The sequence below is a fragment of the Bacterioplanes sp. CLAM21 genome, from assembly GCF_059641015.1.
In genome coordinates, this window is sequence record NZ_CM184929.1 from 1,986,929 (window position 1) to 2,013,256 (window position 26,328).

Below are 26,328 nucleotides of genomic sequence, written 5' to 3' on the forward strand. Positions count from 1 at the left end.
CTCCTTACAGCAGATGGCGGCTTAGGTGGTAATCACGGCCAAAGCGACGTGCCAAAATAGGACGCAGGTATTGCACGATCGCATCGTCGGGCTGGGCTTCTAGCAGTTCATTAATAAAACCAAAACTCAGCATGACTTCGGCTTCATCGCGGCTGATGCCACGACTTTGCAGATAAAATAGTGCCTTTTCTTCCAGCTGAGCGACGGTAGCGCCATGGGCGCATTTAACATCGTCGGCGTAAATTTCCAGCTCGGGCTTGGTATTGATTTCGGCGGTGTTGGTCAGCAGCAAGTTCTTATTGCTGAGCTCCGCTAGAGTTTTTTGCGCTTGGCGATGAATATGGATACGACCATTAAATACCGCTTTGGCTTTATCGTTCATGATGCCGCGAAATACTTCATTCGAGGTACAGTGAGCAACCTTATGTTCTATGCAGCTATGAAAATCGACCAATTGCTGATGTTGCGGAACATACACACCATGCATTTCGCAATGGGAGCCGCCTTGGTTGTGGTTCACTACCAGATCATTGCGAGTCAGCTGGCTGCCCAGGCTGACATGAAAGGACTGATAGCGGGCATCGCGACCTAGGTCTGCGTGCACGGCACCAACGTGCAGAGCGTCTTCTTGCATCAGTTGCAGACGATAGTGTTGCAGCTTGGCGTTGTTGTGCAGGCGAATCTCTGTGACCGCATTGGTCAGGCAGTTTTGCTGATCTGTGGCGGAGTCGTAGTGCTCTACTAAGGTCGCTTCGGCTCCGGCCTCCAACACCACCAACATACGTGCATTAACACTAAATGCATCGGCTTGTGGTGTGCTTAACCAGCTGATCTGAATCGGCTGACTTAAACGCTGATTCTTTTCAACGTGCAATAATACGCCGTCTGTTAAAGACGCGCTGTTGAGCTCGTTTAGCCAGTGGCGCTGTTCACCTTGCATCACATCATCCAGATGTTGGCGAATCAGTGCTTGCTGAGCGTCGCTCGCAGCACTGAATAGCGTTACCTGCTGCAATGCGTCGTGGCTCGATAATTCAGCCGATAAGCGCCCGTTAACAAACACTAAGCGGTGGCTGCCCAGCGCCGGAATGGTGGCGTATTCGTCCAGGCCTGCAGCACTAAAGCTGGCGGCGGAGGCGGCAAAAAGACCATCGGTTAGGGCGCGAACTGGGGTGTATTTCCATAGTTCAGTTTTGCGTGTTGGCAGTTTTGCATCGGCAAATAGCTGTCGGCTAGCGACCGTGCTATCGGCTAGCCATTGGGGTTTGGCTAGGCTATCCAGATGCTGTAGCTGTTGTTGAATAAATTCACTCATGGCCACGGCTCCTGCTATTGCTCAGCGGCTTGTTCAAGCCAGCCGTAGCCTTTTTCTTCCAGCTCCAGCGCCAGCTCTTTGCCGCCAGATTTTACGATTTTGCCATCGGCCAGTACGTGCACATAATCGGGCACTATGTAATCCAGCAGGCGCTGATAGTGGGTAACGACAATAAAGCTGCGCTGCTCATCACGCATGGCGTTCACACCTTCGGCAACGACTTGCAAGGCGTCAATATCCAGACCCGAGTCAGTTTCATCCAAGATGCACAGGCTAGGTTCGAGCAGCATCATTTGCATCAATTCATTGCGCTTCTTTTCACCGCCAGAAAAGCCTTCGTTAACGCCGCGCTTTAAAAAGCTTTGATCCAAGTTAACAGCTTTGCACTTTTCACGTGCTAGCTTCAAAAATTGCACTGAATCTAGGGCTTCTTTGCCTTGCTGTTCACGTACCGCATCGACGGCCGCTTTCAAAAATTCCAAGTTAGAAACACCAGGGATTTCTACTGGGTACTGGAATGCCAAAAACAGTCCTTCGCGTGCTCGCTCTTCTGGGTCCAGCTCAAGAATGTTCTGACCATTAAATATGGCGCTGCCGTCGGTGACTTCATAACCTTCACGTCCCGCCAATACATTGCCCAATGTGCTTTTGCCCGCACCATTAGGACCCATGATGGCGTGTACTTCGCCTGGTTTTACTTCCAGATTTAAGCCTTTCAGGATGGCTTTTTCTTCAACGTTGGCGTGCAGGTTTTGAATGCTGATCATGGTTGCCTGTACCTTTTTCCATTATCCGGCGTATTACGATGCGCCTGAGTAAAAATATATGTTGGCCTGCCGGGCAGGCCGGTGCTAAATGCGGGGCGTTAGCCGACGGAACCTTCGAGCGATACTTCCAATAGCTTGCCTGCCTCGACGGCGAACTCCATTGGCAGTTCTTTAAACACCTCTTTGCAAAAACCATTAACAATCATGGAAACGGCTTTTTCGGTATCGATGCCGCGTTGTTGGCATAAAAACAGCTGGTCGTCACTGACGGTAGAGGTGGTGGCCTCGTGCTCAACTACGGCAGAAGGGTGCTTGCTTTCGATGTATGGGAAAGTGTGTGCTCCGCATTGATCACCAATCAGCAGTGAATCACATTGGGTGTAGTTACGGGCACCTTCGGCATTGGGATTCATGCGCACCAAGCCGCGATAAGCATTGTTACTTTTACCAGCAGAAATACCCTTGGAAATGATGGTAGAACGGGTGTTTTTGCCCAAGTGAATCATCTTGGTGCCGGTATCGGCTTGCTGGTAGTTGTTGGTTAGTGCTACAGAATAAAATTCACCGACGGAATTGTCGCCTTTTAATACACAGCTAGGGTATTTCCAGGTGACCGCTGAGCCGGTTTCTACTTGGGTCCAGCTGACCTTGGCATTGGTGTGGGCCACCGCACGCTTGGTGACGAAATTATATATGCCGCCTTTGCCATGTTCATCGCCTGGGTACCAGTTCTGCACTGTGCTGTATTTGATTTCTGCACCGTCCATCGCTACCAGCTCTACTACTGCGGCATGCAGCTGGTTCTCATCACGCATGGGGGCGGTACAGCCCTCTAAATAGCTGACGTAAGAGCCTTCATCGGCGACAATTAAGGTACGTTCAAACTGGCCGGTTTTGGCTTCGTTAATGCGGAAATAGGTCGACAGTTCCATCGGGCAGCGAACGCCTTTGGGGATGTAGACAAAAGAGCCATCGGAAAAGACCGCCGAATTCAGTGCGGCATAAAAGTTGTCTTTTTGCGGTACTACGCTGCCCAAATACTTTTGAATTAATTCGGGGTGCTCGTGTACAGCCTCGGAAATGGGCATAAAAATAACGCCCGCTTCTGCCAGCTTCTCACGGAACGTGGTGGCAACGGACACAGAGTCAAATACCGCATCAACAGCAACACCGGCTAACGCCATTTGCTCGTGCAGTGGGATGCCGAGCTTTTCGTAGGTGCGCAGTAATTCAGGGTCGACTTCATCCAAGCTTTTGGGTTTGTCGGCCATGCTTTTGGGAGCAGAGTAATAAGATAAGGCCTGGAAATCAGGTTTTTCGTAATGCAGGTGTGCCCAATCCGGCTCTTGCATTTCCTGCCAGGCGCGAAATGCCTTTAAGCGCCAGTCAGTGAGCCATTGAGGCTCGCCTTTTTTAGCCGAAATAAAGCGCACAACGTCTTCATCCAGACCAGGAGCCAGAGTGTCTGACTCTACCTCGGTCACAAAACCAGCTTGATATTCCTTGCCAATACGACGACCAATCTCTGCATCTTTGCCGTCTAGTACGACACCGTCATGGAGGGCTGGGTTTGGGGTCTCAGTCTGGCTGCTCATAGGAATCTCTCTTGCCGGCAGTGGCTGCCTTGTTATTCAGTGCCCAAGCGCTGGTCACAGGGTAAAAATCCAGAGTATTTTACTCAGGTATTATAAAGATTACCACATTGGTATGCTTAAGCGCGGCATCCTATCAAAATGGTCGAAACTTGACCAATCGAGAGCGTTTCTCATTAAATGTGGTGAGGGGGAAGGCGTATGCTGAAGATAGGCAAATTGACGGACTACGGCATCTTGGTGTTGGATGCATTGGCGCAAGCGGGTTCCGTACAGCAATCGACGGAGTCATTGGCTGTAGCGACAGGTTTGACAGTGTCCACTTTGCGCAAGGTAATGAAGACATTGGCCGATGCCGGCCTAGTCATTGCCAAACGCGGTGCCCATGGCGGTTATCGGCTAGCCAGGGCGCCTCAGCAAGTGCGAATTTTAGATGTGGTGGAAGCGTTTGAAGGGCCAGTGGCGCTGACGGAGTGTAGTCAATCTGGGTCAGATTGTGATATTCAATCGAGTTGTTCTCTGGCTTCTGGCTGGATGGGCGTTAACGAGCTGCTGATGCAGATTTTGGCCCGGGTCACATTAGAAGATGTTCGCCAGCAAACACTGGCCAAACATTTGCCTGCACAGGTGTTAGACAGTCACCAACGCATTCGTTTGGTGAACCTCTGACTGAAAGGGCTGCTTTGCTGCGCGGGTGACGATAACAAGACTAATAAGGAGTTCACATGCAACGGCTGTCCTGGTTGCTGGCTTTTTGGGTGTGTAGTTCAACGGCGCTTGCGGCTTTGCCGCCTCTGCAAGGAACGGCAGTGTACCAGCGTTTGGGGACCGATATGTTTCGTGCGTCGGTCTATAGCGACGAATCGGATTGGAAAGGCTGGGCGCGGCCCGAGTCGCAGCTGGTTCTGGAAATGCGTATTGTCTCTGATTCCATGTCGTCGCGACGCTTTTACCGAATATGGAACGAAGCGTTAGCCATCAACCTAGATGACAGTAAGCTACGGGCAGCGGCGGAGCCAGTTGGGCGTTTTCTGCGCTGCGTACGAGGTACGTTAGAACCGGGTGATAAGGTGCTTATTAGTAATGTTGATGGTCACAGTCGTGTCAGCATTAATGAAGTTGAAGTGCTGAGTTGGCCAGATAGTGCTTTGGTGCCTTTGCTGGCGCACGCCTGGGTCGGTCGTTTTCCTTATTCTCCGGCTTTTCAGCAACAGCTGTTGGGCTTTAAGCCAGAAAGTCGAGCCGAGGCAGTGGCGGTGGTCGAAGCCATTCAGCCACAGGCTGGGCGTCAGCAGGTGATTGAAGGTTGGATTACACCGATAGCGCCAGTGCCGTCTGCGGTAGTGGCAGAAGCGGTTGTGCCAAAACAAAGCGCAAAAACTAAAGCGCATACGCCCCCCAAAGCCACGCCTAAGGTGGTTGCTAACAAAGTCGTTGTTGAGCAAAAGGATACTGTGCCAGTCCAAGTGGCTAGAGCTCCCGCCCCCGCCCCTGAGAAGGAGATAGCAGAACAGCCTGCACCATTAGAGCAAAAACAGCTTCCGTCCGTAGTGACTGATGAGATAGCTGAAGAGCAATCGACTTCGACATCAGAGTCGCCTTTGAACCTAGCCGTTGACGCAAGTGGCGAGGGCTCTCTTTTACAGCAAACCGATGCAGAGCTGGCTTTGTCTGACCAAAGCCAGACCGAGCAAGAGGTTGTTGTGGTGACTCCACCCGTTGTGGCTGCGGTGGATTGGGCCGCGTTGCAAATGGCTGAGGTGGGTTATTATCGGCAGTTGATTTCACAAGCAACTCAGGCTGTGCGTTATCCGCGACGGGCTTTGAAGCGTGGCCAGGAAGGTGAAGTGCGGGTGTTGATTCGATTGTCGCGAGATGGGCAGATAGTCGATCTTGAAACCAGTTCAAGCTCACGCATCGAAGCGTTGGACCGCGCTGCGCGTAAAGCGGTGGAAGATGCGGCGCCATATCCGACGGCCCCCGAGTTGCTGGATGAAGACATGTTGGAATTTGAACTGCCGTTCCGTTTTGCTTTGACGAACTAATCGTCAATTCAACTCTGTCATTTTGCTTGTGCAAAATCGCTTTGTGCAGCTTTCTATATCTGCCGCTGTTGGTCACTCGACCCAGTGGCAGAGCCCCATTAATAGTGGCCCACTGACAAAAAACGTCACCTTTTAGCAAAATTGCTAACCTGTTCACGCTTTATTTGTCTGTATGGCGGATTGTGTCGTTGCTGGTTACACAGTTACAAACGACAATAGAGCCATACATTAATAAGGGTCAGGTGCGTGAGGTTGTGACCAAAAGTTACACAGCATCTGGCAAGGTTGGAGTTATGGCTATGTTACGTCGACTGCTGCTTACCATGTTAGGGACGACAATGGCCGTGGCAGCAAATGCCGCTGATTTGGAAGGAATTGGTGTTTTCGAAACACTGAATCAGCCTTGGTTTATTACTGCTTTGTACAGCGATTCAGATCCTATTGTGGCTCGCGCGGATGGTCGCCCAGCGCAACGGTTGGAACTGAAAGTGGTGGAAAAGAAAATTTCCGCCCGCAAGTTTGCACAATTATGGATGGATGCTCTGGCAGTGGTGCAGTCCCCAGCCAATCTGGCCAAGTTTGATGCTGATTTGGTTCGTTTTACCTCTGTGGTTCGTGGTGAGCTGAAGGAAGGTGATCACATCGTGCTGGAACAGCGTGGTGAAAAGGTAGTCGTTAGCTTGAACTACCGTGATCATGCCGAACTGTCTGCTGATTTCCTGCCAATGCTGGTAAACACACTAACGGCTCGTATTGCGCCCATTCCTCAGCTTAAGCTGGGTCTTACCGGTGGCTTGCCAGCTGATCAGGTTCGCCAGTTACTGAACGACTTTGACAGTACCGAACCTTCTCTGCGCCGCATTGCTCAAACCACACGTTGGTTGCGTGATAGTGACGTTCAGGTCAGCACCCTCTGATATACTGCGCGCTTTTGCTGTAACGGTATTGGCGTGAATCCCGAATATCTTAATCGCTTTGGCGGCATCGGCCGCCTTTACGGTGTCGACGGCTTGCAGCGACTGCAAGCCGCTCATGTTTGCATTGTTGGTATTGGTGGTGTCGGTAGCTGGGCTGCTGAAGCTCTGGCCCGCTCTGGTGTTGGTCAGCTGACGCTGATTGATCTGGATGACATTTGTGTCAGCAACAGCAATCGTCAGATACATACCCTCACATCGACCGTTGGTCAGCTGAAAGCTGAGGCCGTTGCGGCACGTATCAGTGCGATTAACCCAGAATGCCAGGTGCATGCGGTGGTCGATTTTGTCACCCGCAATAATGTGGCCGAGCTGATTGATGCCCGCTTTGATTACGTTATTGATTGCATCGATAGTGTTAAAAACAAAGCGGCTCTGCTGGCACACTGTAAACGCAGCAAGATTCGCGTGGTGACCACAGGGGCTGCTGGTGGCCAGTTAGACCCGACGCAAATCCAGGTGACGGATTTAAATAAAACCCATAATGATCCGCTGGCGAAAAAGACTCGTTCGTTGTTGCGCCGCGAATACGGCTTTTCTCGCAATGCCTCACGCAATTATTCCATTCCTTGTGTGTACTCCACTGAGCAGTTGAAGTATCCCCAAGCCGATGGCAGTGTCTGTCAGACCAAACAATTTGCTGGCGACAGTACCCGCCTCGATTGCTCATCTGGTTTTGGTGCGGCCACTATGGTAACGGGAACCTTTGGCTTTGTGGCTGCCGCCAGGGTGGTGGAACGCATTGCTGCAGCCGATCATAACAAGGCTTAACGCTTTTGCCGCCGCTGGTCGTTGGCCCACAAGACAAACTGTGTGTCCCGCTTGGTCGTTTGCCTTAGACCGTTTTGTCGTTATGTTAGGGGCTGTTAACGCTATTTAGCTCTTTGCTGCTTGAGTGAGACATGAGGAGCGTGGTTTAACGGGTTAAATAAGCAACGAATAACGGACTCCAGCTCTTCGGAGTATGGCTGAACATCCCTCAATCTGTGTTGCTCAACTCGCTAAACATCACTCTTCGTGCCTTGATTGAGGGGTTTTCAGTTTATAACAGCGTGATCGAAATAGTGTTAACAGGCCCTAGATAAAATAATAAAAGCGCCTGCTTGCAGGCGCCCAAGTGGACGGTATAGCGATGTTGCGATTGATTTTGGGCATGCTGATATGCATGCCGCTGTGTGGGTGGGCCAACGAGCAGCAGCTACTCACGCTGGAAGCGCTGGCGTATAAAACCACCGCCGATGCCAGCCTGGTATCCTTGCGGCAGGGTGATGGCCTGTCGCGGCGACGTCTACAGCAAACCTTGATTGACACCGACAAGCAGGTCAATGAGCTGGCAGGTCAATGGCCGCAGTTGGCTGATCAGTGGCGTAACAGTCGACGGTTTATTGAAAAAAATTTGGAAGTGGCGGCCAGTAATGGTGATGTGCGCTACCCGGTTAACTTGGATGAGCAGCAGCAGGCCTTGTACAAAGCCATTCGCCTGGCGAAGGATGGCAATGAGGCAGGTACTGACGCCGATTTGCGTGCCATGTTGCAGGCCTTAGCCGCCCTGGAGCAGATGGTGGCCGGTTATATGTATTTTAATATCAATGTGTTTGGCGGTCTGTCTGTGACTGACAACACCATCGAAGCGGCGGCTCAGCGCTTTCGCCAACTGCTGCCAAGTTTGCCTGCCGATATAAAACGCAAGTTGCAAGGCAAATGGCAATTTGTGGAAAAGGCCATCCTCGATTACAACAACAACAGCGCGGTGTTTATCGTTCGTCGCACCACAGATTCCATGCGCGATATTTTGACCGCCGGTTTATCGAGCCAGTCGATCAGCGCTGATAGCTAAGTTCTGTAACCTCTGCTCGACGGCCGCGGTAATGATTGACGCTGACGTTCCTGCTCAGGGTGGGCCCGGAGCAGGTTGTGCGCAATGACTGAATCAGTCGTCCCCACGTAGCTGTTTACGCAAGCTGTCGGGCAGCGTCTTGATGGTCAAGGTGTCGCTGGCGGCATGATAGTGAATGGTTTCATCCAGAAGGTGGGCCGCAAAACTGATGCTCAGGTCGCGATTTTTGCCGCTATAGCGCAGATACTGCTTTAAGGTTTTGCGATCAGGCGTCAGCTGCTCTGGCAGGGGCTGCTTGCCATCACTGTCTTGTTGGCGTGAGACCACATAGTGGGCAAAATCCTGTCCCGCTGGCTGGTCCATTTCAACACTGGCGCTGACGTAGTCGGATAGCTCTTTGACGTCTACTTGCTCACCGCGTAAATCCTGTTCGACGCAATATTCCACCACTTTGGCTTTGTACTCGTGGCTTTTTTCACTCGGTAGTTGTTGGCTATAGTCTTCAACGGCCTGCAAGAACTCGCGTGTTTCTTCGGCGCTGTCGAGGGTATCGCAAAAACCTAATACCTCCGCAAAGTGGTTTTGCAAGGCACGGTCGGCGCGGCCGTAGGTCCAGGTGAGGTAGTTGGCTAGCTGTTGCTGCCAGTCGGTCAGATTCAGCATCAAGCCAAAGCCCGTGCTGGCGAAATCCAGGTAGTGGGTCTCGCTTAGGCTCATGTCGGCGGCGACAGTAACGCTGCTTCTGTGTTGTAGATGAAACACATAAAAACGATCACTGTCGGCCAGTTGCTCAACGAAAAAGGCAAAATAGCCGTCAATGGCGTGTTCGCTGTTGTCCAGGCTGGCGGACAACAATAACCCCAGTCGACGAGTCACCGCCGCAAAGGATTGGCGGTTGGCTTGCCAATCTTGCAGCAGAGCCGCCACTTGCATGGCTTCTGGGTGGAACGCACCATAGCGGCGACCACCGCGCTTGGCCAAAATTCCTTTGAGCTGCTGCGCTGTGTGTTGGCAAAAGCCTGCCAGTGGCTCCTGTTCAAGGTTGGCTTCATCCTCGCTGTGGGTGAAGCTGGCGCCTGGGTCTTTTTCGCTTTTTTCAATGCGATGGGTAATAAAGTGCAGCAGCGCCATGATTAATGCCCGTCAAATTCGCACACGGCATAAACGTCAAAGCCGGCGTCACGCAGCTTTTGACTACCGCCAAGATCAGGCAAATCGATAATAGCACCGACCTCAACCACCTCGGCTTGTAGTTGGCGCACCAGCTCACAGGCTGCCAGCATAGTGCCGCCGGTCGCAATCAGATCGTCCATCACTAACACTCGATCGCCCGCTTTAAAGGCATCGGTATGTAGTTCGATGCAGGCACTGCCGTATTCCAGCTGGTATTCCTGAGTGACGGTATCGAACGGCAGTTTGCCCTTTTTGCGCACTGGCACCAGGCTCAGGCCCAACTCGTAGGCCAGCGGCGAGCCGAGAATAAAACCACGGGCATCAATGGCGGCCACGGCGTCCAGTTGCATGTTCTGATAACGATGCACAAAGCTGTCGATCAGCTTGCGAAAAATATCGCGCCTTTGCAGCAGTGGCATGATGTCACGGAACATCACTCCGGGTTCTGGCCAATTGGGTACGGTACGGATGGCTTCACGGATTTCCTGGCTGTATGCGCTCATAACGATCTCTTAGTGGTAGTTCTGTTCACGCCAAAGTAGGCGATTGTAGCCTTTGCTTGGGTGACGCTCCAAAAGCGAGCCATTATACTGCCCGCCAGTAAAAAATCTGCCCATGCGGTCAGCCGCATTACCCTTACGAGAGCTCACTATGCTGGAAAAACTGTTCCGGCTGTCGGAATTCGGCAGCAATCTACGCACTGAATTGGTAGCGGGGGCCACCACCTTCCTTACCATGGCGTACATTATTTTTGTTAACCCTGCGATGCTGGCTGACGCTGGTATGGATTACAACGCGGTGTTTGTTGCCACCTGTGTGGCAGCGGCCATCGGCTGTTTTATTATGGGTTTTTGGGCCAATTTACCCGTTGCGCTGGCACCCGGCATGGGCTTAAACGCCTTCTTTACCTATGGTGTGGTGCTCGGCATGGGCTATAGCTGGCAAGCAGCGCTTGGCGCGGTGTTTTTGTCGGGTCTGGTGTTTATTGCCCTGAGCTTATTTAAAATTCGTGAATGGATTATCAATGCCATTCCAGCGACGCTAAAAAAAGCCATCGCTGCCGGTATTGGGGCATTTTTGGCGCTGATTGCGCTTAAAAATGCCGGCATTATTGTCGATAATCCGGCCACTTTGGTGGGCTTGGGCGACTTGACTGAGCTGTCCCCAGCACTGGCGATTTTAGGCTTCTTTCTGATTGTGATGTTTATTCAGCGCAAGGTACCAGGTGCTGTGATGCTGGCCATTATTTTGGTGACAGTGGCTGGCATGTTGGCTGGTGATGTGAAGTATTCGGGTATTGCCGCGGCGCCACCGTCATTGGCCCCTACCTTTATGCAGATGGATGTGAGTGCGGCCTTTGACCTGGCCATGGTCAGCGTAATTTTTGCGTTCCTATTTGTCGATTTGTTCGATACCTCAGGTACCTTGATTGCGGTATCTCAGCGTGCCGGCCTTACCACTTCTAGCGGTGATGTGCCGCGTTTAGGGCGTGCATTGCTGGCTGACAGTACTGCTTCTGTAGCGGGTGCTGCTTTGGGTACGTCAACCACCACCAGCTATATCGAAAGTGCCTCGGGTGTCGCTGCCGGTGGTCGTACCGGTTTAACGGCGGTGACAGTCGGTGTACTGTTTTTGTTAGCGATCTTTTTTGCTCCTCTGGCAGGCATGATTCCAGCTTACGCCACCGCCGGTGCTATTTTTTATGTGTCGGTATTGATGATGTTTACTCTCAAAGAAGTAGAGTGGGATGATCTAACCGAAGCAGCACCCGTGGCGGTTATTTTGTTGATGACCCCTCTGACCTTCTCGATTGCCCACGGTATAACCTTGGGCTTTATTACCTACGCAGCCGCCAAGCTGCTGGCTGGTAAGCACAAAGAGGTCAATGTTAGCGTGTTTATTATCGCAGCACTGCTGTTGCTGAAGGTGATTTTCCTCGATTGATAAAAAAGCCCGCGTTATGCGGGCTTTTTTATGCTGAGTCAGTCAACCAGCGAGAGAGCTAATTGGTATCGCTCGGCCCTTGCAGGTGCTGGTGATGAAAGCGCAAATGTTCATCGATAAAGCTGGCGATAAAATAGTAGCTGTGATCGTAGCCGGGGTGCTGACGCAAGGTCAGCGGAAAGCCACGCATATCGGCTGCTTGCTGCAACTGTTGAGGTTGCAGCTGCTCTTCCAGGAACTCATCGGCCAGGCCCTGATCCACTAATGTGGGCAAAGTAATACTGGCTTTGCTCATCAGTTCGGCGGCATCCCATTGCTTCCAGGCACTGTCGTTATCCCCTAAATAGTGACGAAAGGCCTTAATGCCCCAAGGGCATTGGCTGGGATTGCTAATGGGGCTAAAGGCCGATATCGAGCGATATCGTTCTGGCTGTTTTAGTCCGCAGATCAAAGCGCCATGGCCGCCCATGGAGTGGCCGCTGACAGAGCGCAGCGTCGTGACTGGAAACTGGCTTTCAATCAGGGTTGGCAACTCATCGGTGACATAGTCGAACATCTGATAGTGCTGATCCCAGGGCGCTTGGCTGGCATTGATATAAAAACCAGCTCCCTGACCCAGATCGTAAGCACTGTCATCGGCCACGTCGATGCCGCGTGGACTCGTGTCTGGTGCGACTAATACCAAGCCTAGTTCTGCTGCGGTACGCATAGCACCGGCTTTTTGCATAAAGTTCTCATCGCTGCAGGTCAGTCCAGATAACCAGTACAGTACCGGCATCGGACTGTCTTGCTGGCAACCCGGCGGCAAAAAAATAGCGAAGGTCATGTCGCCATTGACGGCCGTTGAGTGATGACGAAAGCGGCGATGCCAGCCACCAAAACACTGGTTCTGGCTGATCAGGGTCAGGTCACTCATATTATTCTCCTGAATAATGAATAACGCTGCGAATGCTTTTACCGGCATGCATCAAGTCAAAGGCGTCGTTGATATTATCCAGTGTCATGGTGTGAGTAATAAAATCACTTAATTTAAACTCGCCCGCCAAGTAGCGTTCAACATACTGTGGTAACTCGCTGCGGCCTTTCACACCACCAAAGGCACTGCCACGCCAGACCCGGCCGGTGACCAGTTGGAATGGGCGGGTACTGATTTCCTGACCTGCACCGGCAACGCCGATAATCACCGACTCCCCCCAGCCTTTATGGCAGCACTCTAAGGCGGAGCGCATCACATCGACGTTGCCAATGCACTCAAACGAATAATCGACACCGCCGTCGGTCAGCTCAACGATAACGTCCTGTATTGGACGATCATGCTGCTTCGGGTTGATGCAATCCGTAGCGCCCAGCTGGCGAGCCAGTTTAAACTTGGATTCATTGATATCAATGGCCAAAATCCGTGTGGCACCGGCCATCACGGCACCAATGATGGCAGACAAACCAATTCCACCTAAGCCAAATACCGCGACGCTGGAGCCGGGCTCAACTTTAGCGGTGTTGACGACAGCGCCCATGCCGGTGGTGACACCACAACCGAGTAAACATACTTCCTCCAGCGGCGCTGCTGGGTTGACCTTGGCGAGGGCAATTTCTGGCAGTACGGTGTACTCGGAAAAGGTCGAGCAGCCCATATAGTGATAGATGGTTTCACCCTTGCAGCGAAAACGACTGCTGCCATCGGGCATTAAGCCTTTGCCCTGGGTCGCCCGTATTTTTTGGCACAGATTGGTTTTGCCCGATTGGCAGAATTTGCACTCACCACACTCAGGTGTGTACAGCGGAATAACGTGGTCACCGACGGCGACGCTGGTAACGCCTTCGCCCACGGATTCAACAATGCCGCCACCTTCATGACCGAGAATGGCCGGGAATACGCCCTCAGGATCGTCACCCGATAAGGTGAAAGCATCGGTATGGCAAACGCCGGTGGCGACAATGCGTACTCGGACTTCACCTGCTTTGGGTGGGTCGACTTCCACGGTTTCAATGCTCAACGGCTGGCCGGGTCCCCAAGCGACGGCGGCACGGCAATGCAGGGTTTGGGCAGACATAAACAACTTCCTGTGCAATCAATAATGAAGCTATCAGTGTAATATTTCTGTTTTGAGTAATAATCACGAAATTCATAAATTGAGTGTTACAGATGAGTAATAATCAATCGGATATGCCTTTGCCCCAGTGGGAGGGAATACGTGAGTTTGTGGCGGTGGCAGAGCAGGGCAGTTTTACCCGTGCCGCCAGCTGGCTGGGGGTGTCTACGGCTCATATCAGTCGGCAGATACAGGCATTAGAACAACGCTTGGGCGCGGTACTGCTGCAGCGCACGACACGCAAAGTTAGCTTGACGGAATCCGGTGAGCAATACTGGCGTCATTGTCGGCCGTTATTGGATTCTCTGGCAGAAGCCGAACGCGCCCTGGGGCAATGGCAGGCAACGCCTATGGGACGCCTGCGAGTGACGGCGCCGATGAGTTATGGTGAACGTCACTTGGCACCGCTAATGAACAGCTTTGCCGCACGTTATCCGCAGTTGCAGCTGCATTATTGGCTGAGCAATCAAACCCTGGATTTAGCGGAACAGGGTTTTGACTTGGCGATTCGCGTAGGGCCATTACAAGACAGCCGTTTGATAGCAAGGCGGTTGGCAGTAAGACGTTTGTTCACCTGTGCGTCACCTGAGTATTTGCAGGCCTTTGGCCGGCCCGTGCAACCTGAACAACTGAGCCAGCACCATTGCTTATCGGGCACCTTGGATTATTGGCGCTTTGCCAATGGTCGTGCGGTTCCCATTAATGCCCGTCTGAGGGTAAATAGCGGACCTGCGCTGCTGGATGCGGCTTTAAAGGGCTTGGGTATAGTGCAACTGCCGGACTATTACGTGGCGCCTTGGCTGGCTAATGGCCAGTTAGAAGCGCTGTTAAGCGACTATCAGCCGCAAGAAGAGGGCATTTGGGCGCTGTATCCCACCAGCTTGCGCTCATCGGTGAAAATTCGGTTGTTGGTGGAACATTTGCAGCAGCATTTGTCAGCCGGTGCAGTTTGAGGTCTTGCCGCAGTTTGAGCCGCAAGAGCGTTTAATGCAGCGAGATTTGACGCTCGAGGCGGCCATTGAATTATTACAACAGAATACGGAGCTTGCGCAGTAATGACCCTTTCTTCTTACCTTGATGGTCACCTACATACCGAAAGGCTGTATCTGCGGCCGTACCAACCGGATGATGCCAAGGCGCTGTTTGCCATTGCAAATGATCCGCAAGTGGTGCGCTATTTACCGGATAAATCCATCAGCTTGACAGAAGTTGAATCGCTTATTGCTTGGTCTAGCGATTGTTATCGACAAAATCGACCTGGCGCGATAATCAAGCTGAACCTTGCCATTACCTGTGCACAACAGGTCATTGGTTGGTGTGGGCTGGGCCCTTCTGATCTGAATCCAGACTGGTATGAATTGTATTATGCCCTGGCACCGGCTCAGCAAGGTCAAGGCTATGCATTTGAGGCGGTGCAAGCACTGGTAACAAAAGCGCTCAGTGACTATGACCTGCCAGCGCTAACTGCCACGGTTGTGCCAGATAATGGCGCTTCGGCTGCGCTATTAACAAAGCTCGGTATGCAGCGTATGGGTAGTATTACTCAGCTGCCAGGCGCAGTGGATGACTTCTTTCTGGCCAACGATTTTTACCAGATCTGTCGCCCCGGTGCTTGCTTAACGGACGCACCCGCTGGCCTGTGCATCGTTTAATCCTTGCAGTGTTTGCACGTCTCTTGTATCAATGTACAAATATTGTATAACCAGTGGAGTGTGATATGACCCTGTTACGTGGCGGTGTGTGCTTGTTGTTGACTGGGCTCCTGAGTGCAGGCGCTTGGGCGGCAGACAATCATGGCTCAGAGGGCGCTGTAGAAAAAGCGAGTGCTTGGCAGTGCCCGGCGATTTTTCAGCATAAGATGAAACAATTGCACAGCTCTAACATGCTCAACTTGTGTGATGTGGTGGATGGTCACCCGGTATTGCTGGTCAATACGGCGAGTCATTGTGGCTTCACCGATCAGTTTGGCGATCTGGAGGCCATACATCAAAAATACCAACAGCAAGGTCTGGTGGTGCTGGGGGTGTCGTCTGATTCCTTTAATCAGGAAGCCAAGAATGAAGAAGAAGCTGCGGAAATCTGCTTCAAGAACTTTGGTGTCTCCTTCACCATGCTGGCGACTGTGCCTGTGCGTGGTGACAACGCCCACCCGTTGTTTGCCGAAGTGGCCCGACAAGATACGGCTCCCAAGTGGAACTTCTATAAGTATCTGATCAATCGTCAAGGACAAGTCGTCAGCTCCAACTCCAGCATGACCTTGCCTGATGATGACGAGATTCAAGCACTGTTAGCGGGAGAGGCCCCGTAGCCGTTCTTGCTTGGGTCAGTCAGAGCATCTGTTAGGTGGCAAAAAAAGGGCGCCGATTGGCGCCCAAAGAGAGTCAATTCTGGCTCGGAGAGAGAGGAAGGAGAACAGAATTGATATGGCTTATGACCGGAAAGGTTGTCTCTAGTTCCTGACGATCAGACTAAAACCTGAAGTTTGCCTATCGCGTCACCATGCCAGTGTAACTCAGTCTGAACAATGTCTGGTACGTTGGTGTTGGAACAAGCTGTTACAAGTCTCAAACCCGGCGTTATATGACTTGCTGTTAATCCACTCAATGATGGCATAATCCCAATACTTATCGGGAGGATAGTTATGTCGTCAGTTGAACTGGGGTGTCGCTGTGGTCAGATCCAGGGGCATCTAGCTATGCCTGCGGTTAAAACCAATCATGTGGTGTGTTACTGCAAGGACTGTCAGGAATTTGCCCATTGGCTGTCAGATCAAGAATGCTTGAACGCAGCGTCGGGTACCGAAATTGTACAAGTGCCTCCCTCCGCGTTTCACCTCAGTCAGGGGCAGCAGCAACTGGCGTGCATGCGTTTGAGTGCTAAGGGTCTATATCGCTGGTATAGCCGTTGTTGCCATACCCCTATTGCCAATACCGTGGGAGCCGGTTTCCCTATGGTCGGTATTATTCATACTTTTATTCGTTCTGGGCAGGATAGGCTGCCACCTGCGATGCAGGTCAATGTTGCTAATGCGACGGGCCCAGTTACGGCCAATGAGCAAAGTGATGGCTTGATACTGCTGCGAGTTTTGAGTCGCATTTTATGGTGGAAAATAACGGGTAAAAATCAACCCAATACCTTGTTCGTGCAAGGGCAGGCTCTGGTGAAGCCGCAAACCGCCAGTCAGGCTCCGGCCACAAGTTAAGATGCAAAGTCGATGTAAAGCCTACCTGTGGGTAGTTGGGAATTGGCTCGAGCGATGGTTTGCTTGGGCGCGTAAATTACGATTTTTATGCTAGTTAGTGCCTGTTTATTAACGCTTGTAGACCGTTGGAGAACAACCATGCGAACCAGTTTATTGACTCTACCTTTGGCATGTCTGCTTAGTGCCTGCGGTGGTAGCGATAGCAACGATTCACCGGTACCGATCGTGATCGGAGATAAAAAGGAATTCAGCCTGACATTTGACGATGTATCTGCCCCTTGGAATGTCGGCTTTGCCGATTACCCCAGCGATAACGTTGATATTTATGAGCTAGGACACAGTGTTGGAACCTTGCCTGAGCCGTTGCAAACAACGCGTGGATTAAATATTCGTGGCACTAATCGCAGTGACGACTTGTTTATGTTTGCCGAACGAAAATTGACAGGTTTAGCGGCAAATCAAGTCTATAAAGCGGACATCAGCCTTACCTTTGCGACTAATGTGGCATCGGGTTGCTTTGGTGTTGGTGGTTCGCCCGGAGAGAGTGTCTACATTAAAGCGGGTGTTACGGAAATGCAGCCCAAAGCCGAAGTGGGCGGCGCTTCTTACTATGAGATGAATATCGACAAAGGCAACCAGCAAGTGTCGGGTAAGCGGGTGAAAACTCTGGGTGATTTTGCTAACAGCCAGCGTTGTGATGAGCCTGAAACGCCTTATGAATTAAAAACCGTGGTGACCGAGCAGCCGATTGAACTGACCGCCACCGACAAGGGTGAAGCCTGGGCCATCGTGGCCTCGGATTCTGGTTTTGAATCGACGACCAGCATTTGGTTTGTCAGTGCCAAATTTACCCTCACTAAACAGTAACTTTTATAGCCGCGACTGTGCTGGTGATTTTGCAGGCTGCTGTGGCTATGGTGTGGCTTGATGTGCTGCTATCTTGCTTGTTTTTGGGTTGATTCATGGAACAGGCAAGGGTTTGGCGGCCTCAACACTGGCCCGGTATAGAGCTATTAGCAGCCAGCTTTACCCAGTTCGAATTTGGCCGTCACTGGCATGATGAGCTGGCCATTGGTGTTATTGAGCGCGGCGCTGAAGGCCTAGATTATCGTGGCAGCCGGGTGATTGTGCCGCAACAGCATATTGTTGCCATTAATCCGGCGGAAGTGCACACGGGCTTTGCCGGTTGCGATAGTGGTTGGAGCTATCGAATGTTTTATTTCGATACCGATATGCTAAGCCGAGCATTCGCCGACGAGTTGCCTGGGTTTTCACCCACACTATTGCATAACGTCATTTTTGATCCTGAGCTGTTTGGCAATTTGCTGCAGTTGCATCAGGCTTGGCAGAGCGGCAGTTTACTACTGAGTCAGCAGGCTGTATTGCATGAAACCTTATTGCAGTTGTTTTCTCGTTACGGCGGTTGTTATGCGTCAAGAACCTCTACTTCCAGCTCTGCCAGGATCCAACATGCACGTGAGTATTTGCAGGATCATTGGCACGATAACGTCTCTTCTGAACAGTTGGAGCTGCTCACCGGTTTAAGTCGCTATCAGCTGATTCGGCAGTTTAAACACAGTTTTGGTGTGGCGCCGCATCAATATTTATTGGCCTTAAAAATCCAGCAAGCACGGCGGCGTTTGCTGACGGGCCAGTCGTGTGCTGATGTCGCGGTTGATTGTGGTTTTTTTGACCAAAGCCACTTTTCTCGTAACTTTAAAAAAGCCATGGGCATTTCACCATCGCGCTACGCCAGTGGCGGCTGATGTCGCTCGTCATTTTTTATCTTCTCGCTGCACATTCGTACAAGCCTGTCCTCGCTTAGGTCACTAAGCTGACTGCCGTAAATGAGTTCAACTAATTGCAAGTTGCTTGCGCTATTGGACTCGATGGTAGTAATTGCAGGAGTCGTTATGAGTCTATTTAGTTTGTGGCTGGGAGTTATGTTTCCGCTGGTGTTTAGCCCAGGGCCTGCCAATATCGTATTTGCCGTCAGTGGTGCCCAGCGCGGTGTGCGTCGATCATTGCCACTGTTGGCCGGGATTGACAGTGTTTTTATTGTTAAATCGATCTTAATCGGCTTTGGCTTTGGTCAAGTACTGATACGGTATCCGGTATTGGTCAGTGGCCTGCAAGTGATGGGTGCTTTGTACTTGCTGTATCTTGCCTGGACCTTCTGGCATTCGGCGCGCTCGCCATCGCCTAACGATTGCAAACCACTGGGCTTTACCGATGGTTTGGTTATCCAGATCTTTAATAGCAAAGGCTGGTTGCTGGTTGTCCTGATGTTCTCGCTGTTCTCGGAGAGAGCGTTGGAACAGTTTGGCAGCCTGGGTACTTGGGTGTTAGTGATCTGGCTGGCGGCACTGAATATTTCTATGCATTTGCTGTGGATCAAGGCCGGCCATGCCATTTCGCAGCTCTCCGATCGTCCTGGATATCGGCAGTTGCAATCTGCCTGTTATGCCATTTGTTTGGCGGTGGTGGCGCTGTGGTTGCTGGCAGACAGCCGCTTGTTCTGAATTAGGGCACCTCTGAATAATTCTGCACAGCTCTGCGCGAGTACAGCAGGCTTTGGCTCGCTAGAGCGGCAAACCGGCTTGGTGACCTAGAGCCCTCTGGTGATCCAGAGCGAGCACGAATTATTCCGAGGTGCCCTAGTTCACAAAGCTGTGAAACTCGGGTGAAGGTAAATCACATTTTCAAAGCCTGAATATCTTATCGGCTTCATTTGGGTGCGACACTTCGCTCCTTTCAGATCTTGCTGGGCTGCAGCCAGCTGTGAAGCATCAGTTGTAAAGACGCGTATTAGAGGATGATCAATGAGTTCCGTTGTGTTTCGGCTGCTGAGTGCAGCTGTGCTCGCTAGTGCACTTTCGGCGTGTATGGGCGGCGATAATAATGACAGCAGTCGTACTGGCGATGGTCAGGGCAATCCTGTTGAGGACAGCCAGGGAAATGGTACAGATGGCGGTGCCGATGTGCTGCCCGAAACAGGTACGGATGATGTTATTACTGAAGAGCCAGAAACTCCCGAGCCAGAAACTCCCGAGCCAGAAACTCCCGAGCCAGAAACTCCCGAGCCAGAAGTGCCGTCGCCAGAGAATCCAACCCCCGTTCCTCCTGAGGTTGAGACTCCAGATCCAGGCATACCCGATGCTGGGAATCCTGAGCCTGAAAACCCTGATCCAGAAACGCCTGCGCCAGAAAATCCTGAGCCAGAAAATCCGACACCTGAGGCGGTAATTAAACGCGTCACCGATATCGGTTTGACTCACGCCGGTCAGGCCGGGGCAGTGGATTATGTCACCTTTGGTCATGTGTTTAAGCCAGGTGAGGTGCGCTCAGGAGAAACCTTGGCACTACAGTCAGCGAGCGGGCAGTGGTTAAACTCTCAAGTCGATATTAAAGCGCGCCACCCAGATGGCTCTGTTCGCCATGCCATTATTAGTGCCAAAGCGACATTGCAATTACCTACTGAGGCGTTTTCTTTGTTTCGGGTGAAAGACAGCGCAACAGCATTGACGTCAACCTTCAATTTAACAGACGTTCCTCTGGCAGACCTTGATGTGACGGTACGTTTATCGCTAGCAGAGGGTGATTATCAAGCCAGCTTGGCAGGTGCTGTGCAACAAGGGCAGTTAAAACAGCAATGGTTGCAAGGCGATCTGGTCAATGAATTTATTTTGGTCAGTCCCGTTGTCAATCAGCAGGGGCAGGCGCATCCGCATTTGCATGCTCGTTTTTATTTGCGTCTGTATGGTCGGCACGCTGAAAAAGCTCAGCTGGCGCTACTGGTTGAAAATACCTATGCCTATCAAGCTCATCCACAAGACTATCAATATGATCTTGAGGTGATGCACCAAGGGCAGGTATTGCTGCAAAAAAATGCCCTGACTCATTATCACAATGCTCGTTGGAAACAGGATTTTCTGCTGGCGGGTAAGGACGATATGCATGTGATATTTAATGCTGACTATTTAATGGACAGTGGTGCCTTGCCGCGTTATCAATCTGGTTTGATGGTCAATGAGTCGCTCATCCAAACTCATTTTAATCATTATCAGCAACATCAAGGCTTGATGGCCAAGGGGGCGATGCAATCCCCCATGGGAGCGGCGGGCGGCCGAGTCGATCTGGGGCCGTTGCCAGGTTGGACTGCCAGCTATTTATTGAGCCAGGATAAGCGCGCCGAAACGGCCATGTTAGGCAATGCCACACAAGCGGGTTCCTGGCCGGTTCACTTTCGCATGAAAGGCAGTGACAATATTGTGCGTATTGACGAAAAACCCTACGCCGGTTTGTTTGGCACACCCGGCGATATGACCGACCCAGCGTCAGGCGAACTACAGGCATTTCCTGCTTGTGCTCAGTGTAATAACCCTTATGAGCCGGATGGTGCCCATCAACCATCGCTGGCGTATTTACCCTATATGCTGACAGGTGAATATTATTATCTGGAAGAACTGCAATTTTGGGCAGGCTTTAATTTGCTTTATACCAACCCTTGGTATCGCCGCAAAGAGCAGGGCATATTGCGCCGTCGTCAGGTACGTGAAGAGGCTTGGGTGCTGCGTTCTTTGGGACAAGTAGCGTATATCTCACCAGACACCGATGCCAATAAAGAATACTTTAATCAGATCGTGAATAACAATCTGGAGTACCTCTATAACCTTTACGTCGCCAAGGCCGAGACCGATCGTGACAGTGACAAGGTGATTTCCCGGTTAGGCTATGAGCCCGGGCCGCTGATCGATACCTTTGGCGTGCGCACTGGTGAATATGCGCTGGTGTATCATAAGGGCACAGGCTCAGGTGTGTGGCAGGATGATTTTCATACTTGGTCAATCGGATTTTTGCGTGATTTAGGCTTTGCCAAAGCAGCAGAGGTGCTGGATAAACGTGCGCGCTTTAGTGTTGAGCGTATGGTAGACCCGGGTTATTGCTGGATGCTGGCCAGTGTGCAAAATGGCTTAAAATTAATGCAGCGTAATGACTCGGGCTTGGCAACCTTATTTGGCTCATTTGCCGAAGTATTTGAAAAAACCACTGCTATTGATTTGTCTCAGTCGCCGTGTGCCACTGAAACTTTTGCTATCAAGGCCAGCACTTACGCCCAGCTTGATGATACCTATGAAACCCTTAAGCCTGGGCAGATGATTGGTTATGCGCATTCGACCGAGGGTTTTCCAACCAACTTGCGTTTGGCATTGGCGGCGGCTGTGGATTCGAACTACCCGCAAGCCGATAGAGCCTGGCAGCAATGGCAAAATCAGTTGATTAAACCCGATTATAGCGAAGGTCCGCAAATGGCGGTGATGCCGAGAAAGCACACCAGTGATACACCTATTTCATTAACGCTGACGGGCAAAAATTTCCACCCAGACAGTCCTGGTTTGTATCTTACTGCCCCTTAACTTGCAGCAAATAAAAACGGCGCTCGGCGCCGTTTTATGTCAGCAGCGCTAAAGCCCCAGCTCATCATCTAAGTGGCCCGTAAGCGCTTGGCGCATGCGATTAAGCAGGGCATCGGCAGAATTACTGCTTTCTATGCTTTCGGCCAGGGTAAGTTTTTTGTCGCCATCTTCGATATAGAGTTTATAAAATTCCTTGTGTTCACTGCCTGATTGCATGGATGAGGTTTTTTTCTTATCGAGCTGTGTTGGAGTAACAGACGTTAATTGCCGTTGGTATAGCGTTTGGCCAAACAATGAACGCAATGTTCGTATGCCGGTTGGGCTGATCCAAGTTTCCAATTTGCGGCCCATGGTCCACAGTGCTGATAAAACAATAATCAGCCCGGTCAATGAAAAGGCGGAAGCCATAAACCATAAGGCTCCGCCTTCTTGCATGGCTTCGCTAAACAAAAATATGCCACTGGCGAGAAAAACGCCGCCCGCTAACATTATGCCAAGGTTCGCACCTAGATTGCGCCCGGCGGCGCTAACGAAATAAAGCTCTTGGCCTTGCTGCTGGATAGCAAATTCTTCAGTAACATCACTGTCGAATTGACTGCTGATCTGTTGCGCCAGGCGCTCAGGAATATTCAAGCTAGTAAGCGCGTGAGCTTCGCTAACAGGAATTTGCCAACTGCGATTTAACGCTTCTAACTGATTACTGCTATCGCTTTTTACCTTTCCCTGGGCTCGCAGGCGCCAAAGAATGCTACCACGGCGAGCCGCGCCAGTGGCTCTTTGACCCTCTGTTTGAAAGGCAAAGCAATGCTGTTGTAGCTCAGGCCCAGGCCAGCTAACCGACTTGTCGGACCAAATAACGCGTTCTTCGGTTTTTTGCTCTTTGCCGCTGCCTGTGGTGTAGCGGTTAATGCATTGCAGCGTCAGAGTTAACGGAGCTTCTAGTGTGCCGTTAATGGTGATGCTGCCCGCTATGTGGCCATTGGCTGAAGCGGGATTCGGGTCTAGTGATAGTGGCGTCATTCCCAGGCTTAAGAAGCGCTTACGCATGCGCAGTGCTTGCCAGGCTAGCGCCGCCCCCACAGCAGGGAAGATAAGTATGAGTAGTGCCTTAGGTTGCAATGATGGTTCCGATAGCAGTACCGTGGTGCTAATACCGGTGCCGAGGATTAAAAAAGCCGCACCAATAAACAGCAATATTTTATAGCTGCCCTTTTGATCGCTATAGATGTCACCTTGATGAGCCTCAGAGGTCGTGTCTTTAGGTTTTCGCATCACAGCAACGCCGACGCCGGCAAAAATAATAAAAAAGGCACTGCCCATTAGTAATACTCCTGGGCGTAACGTTCGATCTAGCAGTGCCTCTTGGGGGTTGTCTGGATTGACCAGCGCGGTTGCCTGATTGCTGCTGCGCTGTTTGCTGAGTGTCCGGTGTAGAGCTTGCCAATAATCGCCGATATTGTCTGAGCCCTTGGATAACGACACGTTATCGCTACGATAACGCTGGCCATTAAATTCATAGTGATAATCAGCTTCTACCCGGTATGTGGTACTGCCGTCACTGGTGCTGGATACCAGTTCCAAGTGCGTAATGGTCGCGGGTACCGATTGCCATTGGCCTGATTGCCAATAGCTGAGCAGTGGCACTAAGGAAAGAAAGTAAAAGGCCATACTACCGGCTGCGATAAACAGCGAGGCGAACAATCGATGTGAGGGCTTGCGGGAAGACATATGGCAGGTTCCTTCACTAACGGAGTTGTGGTTGAGCATGCATAAACGAAGAATCTCTATCCAATCATGCCTTGACTGGCGGTACAAATCCAATATCGCGATGGTTGCTATCTGCTATCTGCTATCTGCTATCTGCTATCTGCTATCTGCTATCTGCTATCTGCTATCTGCTATCTGCTATCTGCTATCTGCCATCTGCCATCGGCACTCTTCGTCAGTTATCGCTAAATCTTCGCTTAATGCGGTCCTGCATAAATAGTAGTGTCAGCAGGTTTTCTGAATCTATGGGAAGACGTGCCGAGTTTGAGTAAATGCGGGTATATCTTAGCGCGCTTTCAGTCGGCACTGTGCCGCCTGACGATTTAATCAAATATGGGATGTAAAAAATGAAAGCGATGCTAATACGCCTGCCGGTTATTATACTGGCGATAATGTTGTGCTCGCTGGCGACTGCAAATGTTGCGGTAATGCCACCGGCTAAAAATGTCACGGTTCATCTATTTGAATGGAAGTGGACTGATATTGAAAAAGAGTGTGCGTATTTACAGGATAAAGGCTATAACGCCGTACAGGTGTCGCCACCTGTGGTGCATCGTATTGTGGAAGACGCCTATTTTGATGCCAACGGCCGCATCGATCATCCGTGGTGGCATCGATATCAGCCAGTCAGTTATAAGCTGAGTGAGTCTCGCAGTGGCACAGTCGATGAATTTAAAAACATGGTGCGCAGCTGCTGGCAAGATCATGGCGTAAAAATATATGTCGATGTCATCATCAATCATATGGCAGAAGGTGAAGATGTCGCGTCAGATGGAAGCTATTACCGCTTTCCGGATTTTAAGCTGTTTGACGCAACCGCAGAGCAGCCAGCCGAGTTTTTCAGCAGCAATGACTTTCACCCAGATTGCGGCATTCAGGACTATGGCAATCGCTGGCAAGTGCATAACTGTCGTACTAGTAACTTGCCCGACTTAAAAACGGAATCCGAGCACGTTCGACGCATGGCAAGCCGTTATTTAAACCAGTTTATTGATTTTGGGGTAGCAGGCTTTCGCTTAGATACCGCTAAGCACGTGCCGGTAGAAGACTTAAAGGTTATTTTCTCCGCGGTGCAGGATCTTAAATCGGACGACGGCTGGTTCGCCCAGGGCAGTCGACCCTTTGTCTATCAGGAAGTGATTGGCGGTAAGGGTCCGAACGAGGCAATACGGGTCGAAGAGCATATGTTTTCGCTGCATGGTGAAAACATGCAGATCACCGAGTTTGACTACGGACGTGAGCTGGGCAAAAAGTTTCGCAGCGATGGCGATGGCACGATTTCGCATTTTCTCAAATACAACTTTCCTGTGGCCTCCTCGGGGTGGGGCTTGGTTGATAGCGCCTTTGCCTTAGTGTTCACCGATAACCATGACAATCAGCGTGGTCATGGCAGCGGGTATTATGATGCTACCCATGATAATGCTATTGGTGGCATTCTGACGCACTTTTATGATGGTGATCATGACGGTCAAAACTCGGAATATAATCTGGCTAATGTCTTTATGCTGGCTTGGCCTTACGGCTCTCCGAGAATTATGTCGAGCTATCGCTGGGATCGTGATGTGGTGTACGGCTGGAAAGACGGCTCAATGAAAAACTACGATAAAAATGATTGGGTGGGGCCGCCGTCGGTTAATGGTCGCACTCAAGATGTTGATTGCGCCAATAACCCTCACAGTCGCTGGGTCTGTGAACATCGCTGGACCTCTATTGCTGGCATGGTGGGCTTTAATAATTTTACTCAGGATGCTTGGGCTATTGGCCATGGCTGGCACAATGATAACAACCAGATTGCTTTTGCGCGGGTGGCAAACGATGGCCTCAGTCGCGGCTTTGTGGTGATCAATCGAGAATACCAGCCACTGGCTAAGCGTTTGCAAACCGGTCTGCCGGCAGGGCGCTATTGTGACGTAGCGGTGAGTGACTACAGTTTTAACCAAAAATGGTGCGGTGGGTCTTTTATTGAGGTCGATAGCGCAGGTTATGCTGACTTTGTGGTACCAGCCATGACTGCTTCGGCTATTCATGTCGGTGCACGTCAGTAAAGGGTTGAAGGTGAACGTTGGCGTCTTCTATGAAGCCTGAGCTTTACGGTAATAGCGTAACCGCTTAGGCCATAAACAAAGATTAAAACTGTCTTTGAACCTATGTGGCTCTAGTCAGGGGTCTCTAACTTAGATGCCTTGTTGATATGGATCAATAAGG

Annotated in this window: 23 protein-coding genes; 15 read left to right on the forward strand and 8 right to left on the reverse strand. The window is 51.1% G+C overall.

The annotated features are described in order from the left end of the window. Positions 1 to 4: 4 nt before the first annotated feature. The 3 genes from sufD to sufB all read right to left on the reverse strand — a co-directional run bounded on the left by sufD (position 5) and on the right by sufB (position 3,677). Positions 5 to 1,315 carry a Fe-S cluster assembly protein SufD gene (sufD, locus tag AC55FS_RS09255; RefSeq protein ID WP_496935795.1) on the reverse strand — a complete coding sequence of 437 codons (1,311 nt, stop codon included), beginning with the start codon at positions 1,313 to 1,315 and terminating at the stop codon, positions 5 to 7. A gap of 14 nt (positions 1,316 to 1,329) precedes the next feature. Next, positions 1,330 to 2,082, reverse strand: coding sequence for a Fe-S cluster assembly ATPase SufC (gene sufC, locus AC55FS_RS09260; RefSeq protein WP_496935796.1), 753 nt, complete (start codon positions 2,080 to 2,082; stop codon positions 1,330 to 1,332). Positions 2,083 to 2,180: 98 nt separating this feature from the next. After that, the gene (sufB, locus tag AC55FS_RS09265; protein WP_496935797.1) at positions 2,181 to 3,677 is read right to left on the reverse strand and encodes a Fe-S cluster assembly protein SufB; all 1,497 of its coding nucleotides are present in this window, start codon (positions 3,675 to 3,677) and stop codon (positions 2,181 to 2,183) included. Between the two features lie 198 nt (positions 3,678 to 3,875). On the opposite strand from sufB, the gene AC55FS_RS09270 reads away from it, so the two are divergent. The 5 genes from AC55FS_RS09270 to AC55FS_RS09290 all read left to right on the forward strand — a co-directional run bounded on the left by AC55FS_RS09270 (position 3,876) and on the right by AC55FS_RS09290 (position 8,530). Then, positions 3,876 to 4,343, forward strand: a complete 468-nt coding sequence (locus AC55FS_RS09270) for an SUF system Fe-S cluster assembly regulator (RefSeq protein WP_496935798.1) — start codon at positions 3,876 to 3,878, stop codon at positions 4,341 to 4,343. A gap of 56 nt (positions 4,344 to 4,399) precedes the next feature. Further along, positions 4,400 to 5,719 (forward strand): TonB family protein, encoded by a 1,320-nt coding sequence (locus tag AC55FS_RS09275; RefSeq protein ID WP_496935799.1) that lies wholly within the window; start codon positions 4,400 to 4,402, stop codon positions 5,717 to 5,719. Positions 5,720 to 6,018: 299 nt separating this feature from the next. After that, positions 6,019 to 6,636: a chalcone isomerase family protein gene (locus AC55FS_RS09280; protein WP_496935800.1), complete on the forward strand. Its 618-nt coding sequence runs from the start codon at positions 6,019 to 6,021 to the stop codon at positions 6,634 to 6,636. A 33-nt stretch (positions 6,637 to 6,669) separates the two neighbouring features. After that, complete coding sequence (gene tcdA / locus AC55FS_RS09285; protein WP_496935801.1) at positions 6,670 to 7,464, forward strand: tRNA cyclic N6-threonylcarbamoyladenosine(37) synthase TcdA; 795 nt, start codon at positions 6,670 to 6,672, stop codon at positions 7,462 to 7,464. Between the two features lie 361 nt (positions 7,465 to 7,825). Continuing rightward, a complete protein-coding gene (locus AC55FS_RS09290; protein ID WP_496935802.1) occupies positions 7,826 to 8,530 on the forward strand; it encodes a hypothetical protein in 705 nt (234 codons plus the stop codon). A gap of 93 nt (positions 8,531 to 8,623) precedes the next feature. Here the strand turns inward: AC55FS_RS09290 and AC55FS_RS09295 are convergent, their stop codons facing one another. Both AC55FS_RS09295 and AC55FS_RS09300 read right to left on the reverse strand, forming a co-directional pair. Beyond that, positions 8,624 to 9,661, reverse strand: coding sequence for a nucleoid-associated protein (locus tag AC55FS_RS09295; protein WP_496935803.1), 1,038 nt, complete (start codon positions 9,659 to 9,661; stop codon positions 8,624 to 8,626). Positions 9,662 to 9,663: 2 nt separating this feature from the next. Further along, positions 9,664 to 10,206, reverse strand: coding sequence for an adenine phosphoribosyltransferase (locus tag AC55FS_RS09300; RefSeq protein WP_496935804.1), 543 nt, complete (start codon positions 10,204 to 10,206; stop codon positions 9,664 to 9,666). A 148-nt stretch (positions 10,207 to 10,354) separates the two neighbouring features. Between AC55FS_RS09300 and AC55FS_RS09305 the strand changes: the two genes are divergently transcribed. Beyond that, complete coding sequence (locus AC55FS_RS09305) at positions 10,355 to 11,647, forward strand: NCS2 family permease (protein ID WP_496935805.1); 1,293 nt, start codon at positions 10,355 to 10,357, stop codon at positions 11,645 to 11,647. A 58-nt stretch (positions 11,648 to 11,705) separates the two neighbouring features. Here the strand turns inward: AC55FS_RS09305 and fghA are convergent, their stop codons facing one another. Both fghA and AC55FS_RS09315 read right to left on the reverse strand, forming a co-directional pair. Continuing rightward, on the reverse strand, positions 11,706 to 12,563 hold the full coding sequence (fghA, locus tag AC55FS_RS09310) for an S-formylglutathione hydrolase (RefSeq protein ID WP_496935806.1): 858 nt from the start codon (positions 12,561 to 12,563) through the stop codon (positions 11,706 to 11,708). A gap of 1 nt (position 12,564) precedes the next feature. Next, the gene (locus AC55FS_RS09315; protein WP_496935807.1) at positions 12,565 to 13,698 is read right to left on the reverse strand and encodes an S-(hydroxymethyl)glutathione dehydrogenase/class III alcohol dehydrogenase; all 1,134 of its coding nucleotides are present in this window, start codon (positions 13,696 to 13,698) and stop codon (positions 12,565 to 12,567) included. Between the two features lie 92 nt (positions 13,699 to 13,790). Between AC55FS_RS09315 and AC55FS_RS09320 the strand changes: the two genes are divergently transcribed. The 8 genes from AC55FS_RS09320 to AC55FS_RS09355 all read left to right on the forward strand — a co-directional run bounded on the left by AC55FS_RS09320 (position 13,791) and on the right by AC55FS_RS09355 (position 22,356). Next, on the forward strand, positions 13,791 to 14,690 hold the full coding sequence (locus AC55FS_RS09320) for a LysR family transcriptional regulator (protein WP_496935808.1): 900 nt from the start codon (positions 13,791 to 13,793) through the stop codon (positions 14,688 to 14,690). A 102-nt stretch (positions 14,691 to 14,792) separates the two neighbouring features. Continuing rightward, positions 14,793 to 15,389: a GNAT family N-acetyltransferase gene (locus AC55FS_RS09325; protein ID WP_496935809.1), complete on the forward strand. Its 597-nt coding sequence runs from the start codon at positions 14,793 to 14,795 to the stop codon at positions 15,387 to 15,389. 65 nt (positions 15,390 to 15,454) lie between these two features. Continuing rightward, entirely contained in the window at positions 15,455 to 16,045 is a 591-nt protein-coding gene (locus AC55FS_RS09330) for a glutathione peroxidase (RefSeq protein WP_496935810.1), read from the forward strand. 333 nt (positions 16,046 to 16,378) lie between these two features. Beyond that, positions 16,379 to 16,939, forward strand: coding sequence for a DUF6151 family protein (locus AC55FS_RS09335; protein WP_496935812.1), 561 nt, complete (start codon positions 16,379 to 16,381; stop codon positions 16,937 to 16,939). A 138-nt stretch (positions 16,940 to 17,077) separates the two neighbouring features. Further along, positions 17,078 to 17,806, forward strand: a complete 729-nt coding sequence (locus AC55FS_RS09340) for a hypothetical protein (RefSeq protein WP_496935813.1) — start codon at positions 17,078 to 17,080, stop codon at positions 17,804 to 17,806. A 95-nt stretch (positions 17,807 to 17,901) separates the two neighbouring features. Then, positions 17,902 to 18,705 (forward strand): helix-turn-helix domain-containing protein, encoded by an 804-nt coding sequence (locus tag AC55FS_RS09345; RefSeq protein WP_496935814.1) that lies wholly within the window; start codon positions 17,902 to 17,904, stop codon positions 18,703 to 18,705. A gap of 147 nt (positions 18,706 to 18,852) precedes the next feature. After that, positions 18,853 to 19,461 (forward strand): LysE family translocator, encoded by a 609-nt coding sequence (locus AC55FS_RS09350; protein ID WP_496935815.1) that lies wholly within the window; start codon positions 18,853 to 18,855, stop codon positions 19,459 to 19,461. A 300-nt stretch (positions 19,462 to 19,761) separates the two neighbouring features. Beyond that, positions 19,762 to 22,356: an RIFT barrel domain-containing protein gene (locus AC55FS_RS09355; protein ID WP_496935816.1), complete on the forward strand. Its 2,595-nt coding sequence runs from the start codon at positions 19,762 to 19,764 to the stop codon at positions 22,354 to 22,356. 48 nt (positions 22,357 to 22,404) lie between these two features. Here the strand turns inward: AC55FS_RS09355 and AC55FS_RS09360 are convergent, their stop codons facing one another. Further along, positions 22,405 to 24,084, reverse strand: a complete 1,680-nt coding sequence (locus tag AC55FS_RS09360) for a DUF3592 domain-containing protein (protein WP_496935817.1) — start codon at positions 24,082 to 24,084, stop codon at positions 22,405 to 22,407. Positions 24,085 to 24,470: 386 nt separating this feature from the next. Here AC55FS_RS09360 and AC55FS_RS09365 point away from each other — a divergent pair, with 386 nt between their 5' ends. Beyond that, positions 24,471 to 26,168, forward strand: coding sequence for an alpha-amylase (locus AC55FS_RS09365; RefSeq protein WP_496935818.1), 1,698 nt, complete (start codon positions 24,471 to 24,473; stop codon positions 26,166 to 26,168). Positions 26,169 to 26,328 lie beyond the last annotated feature (160 nt).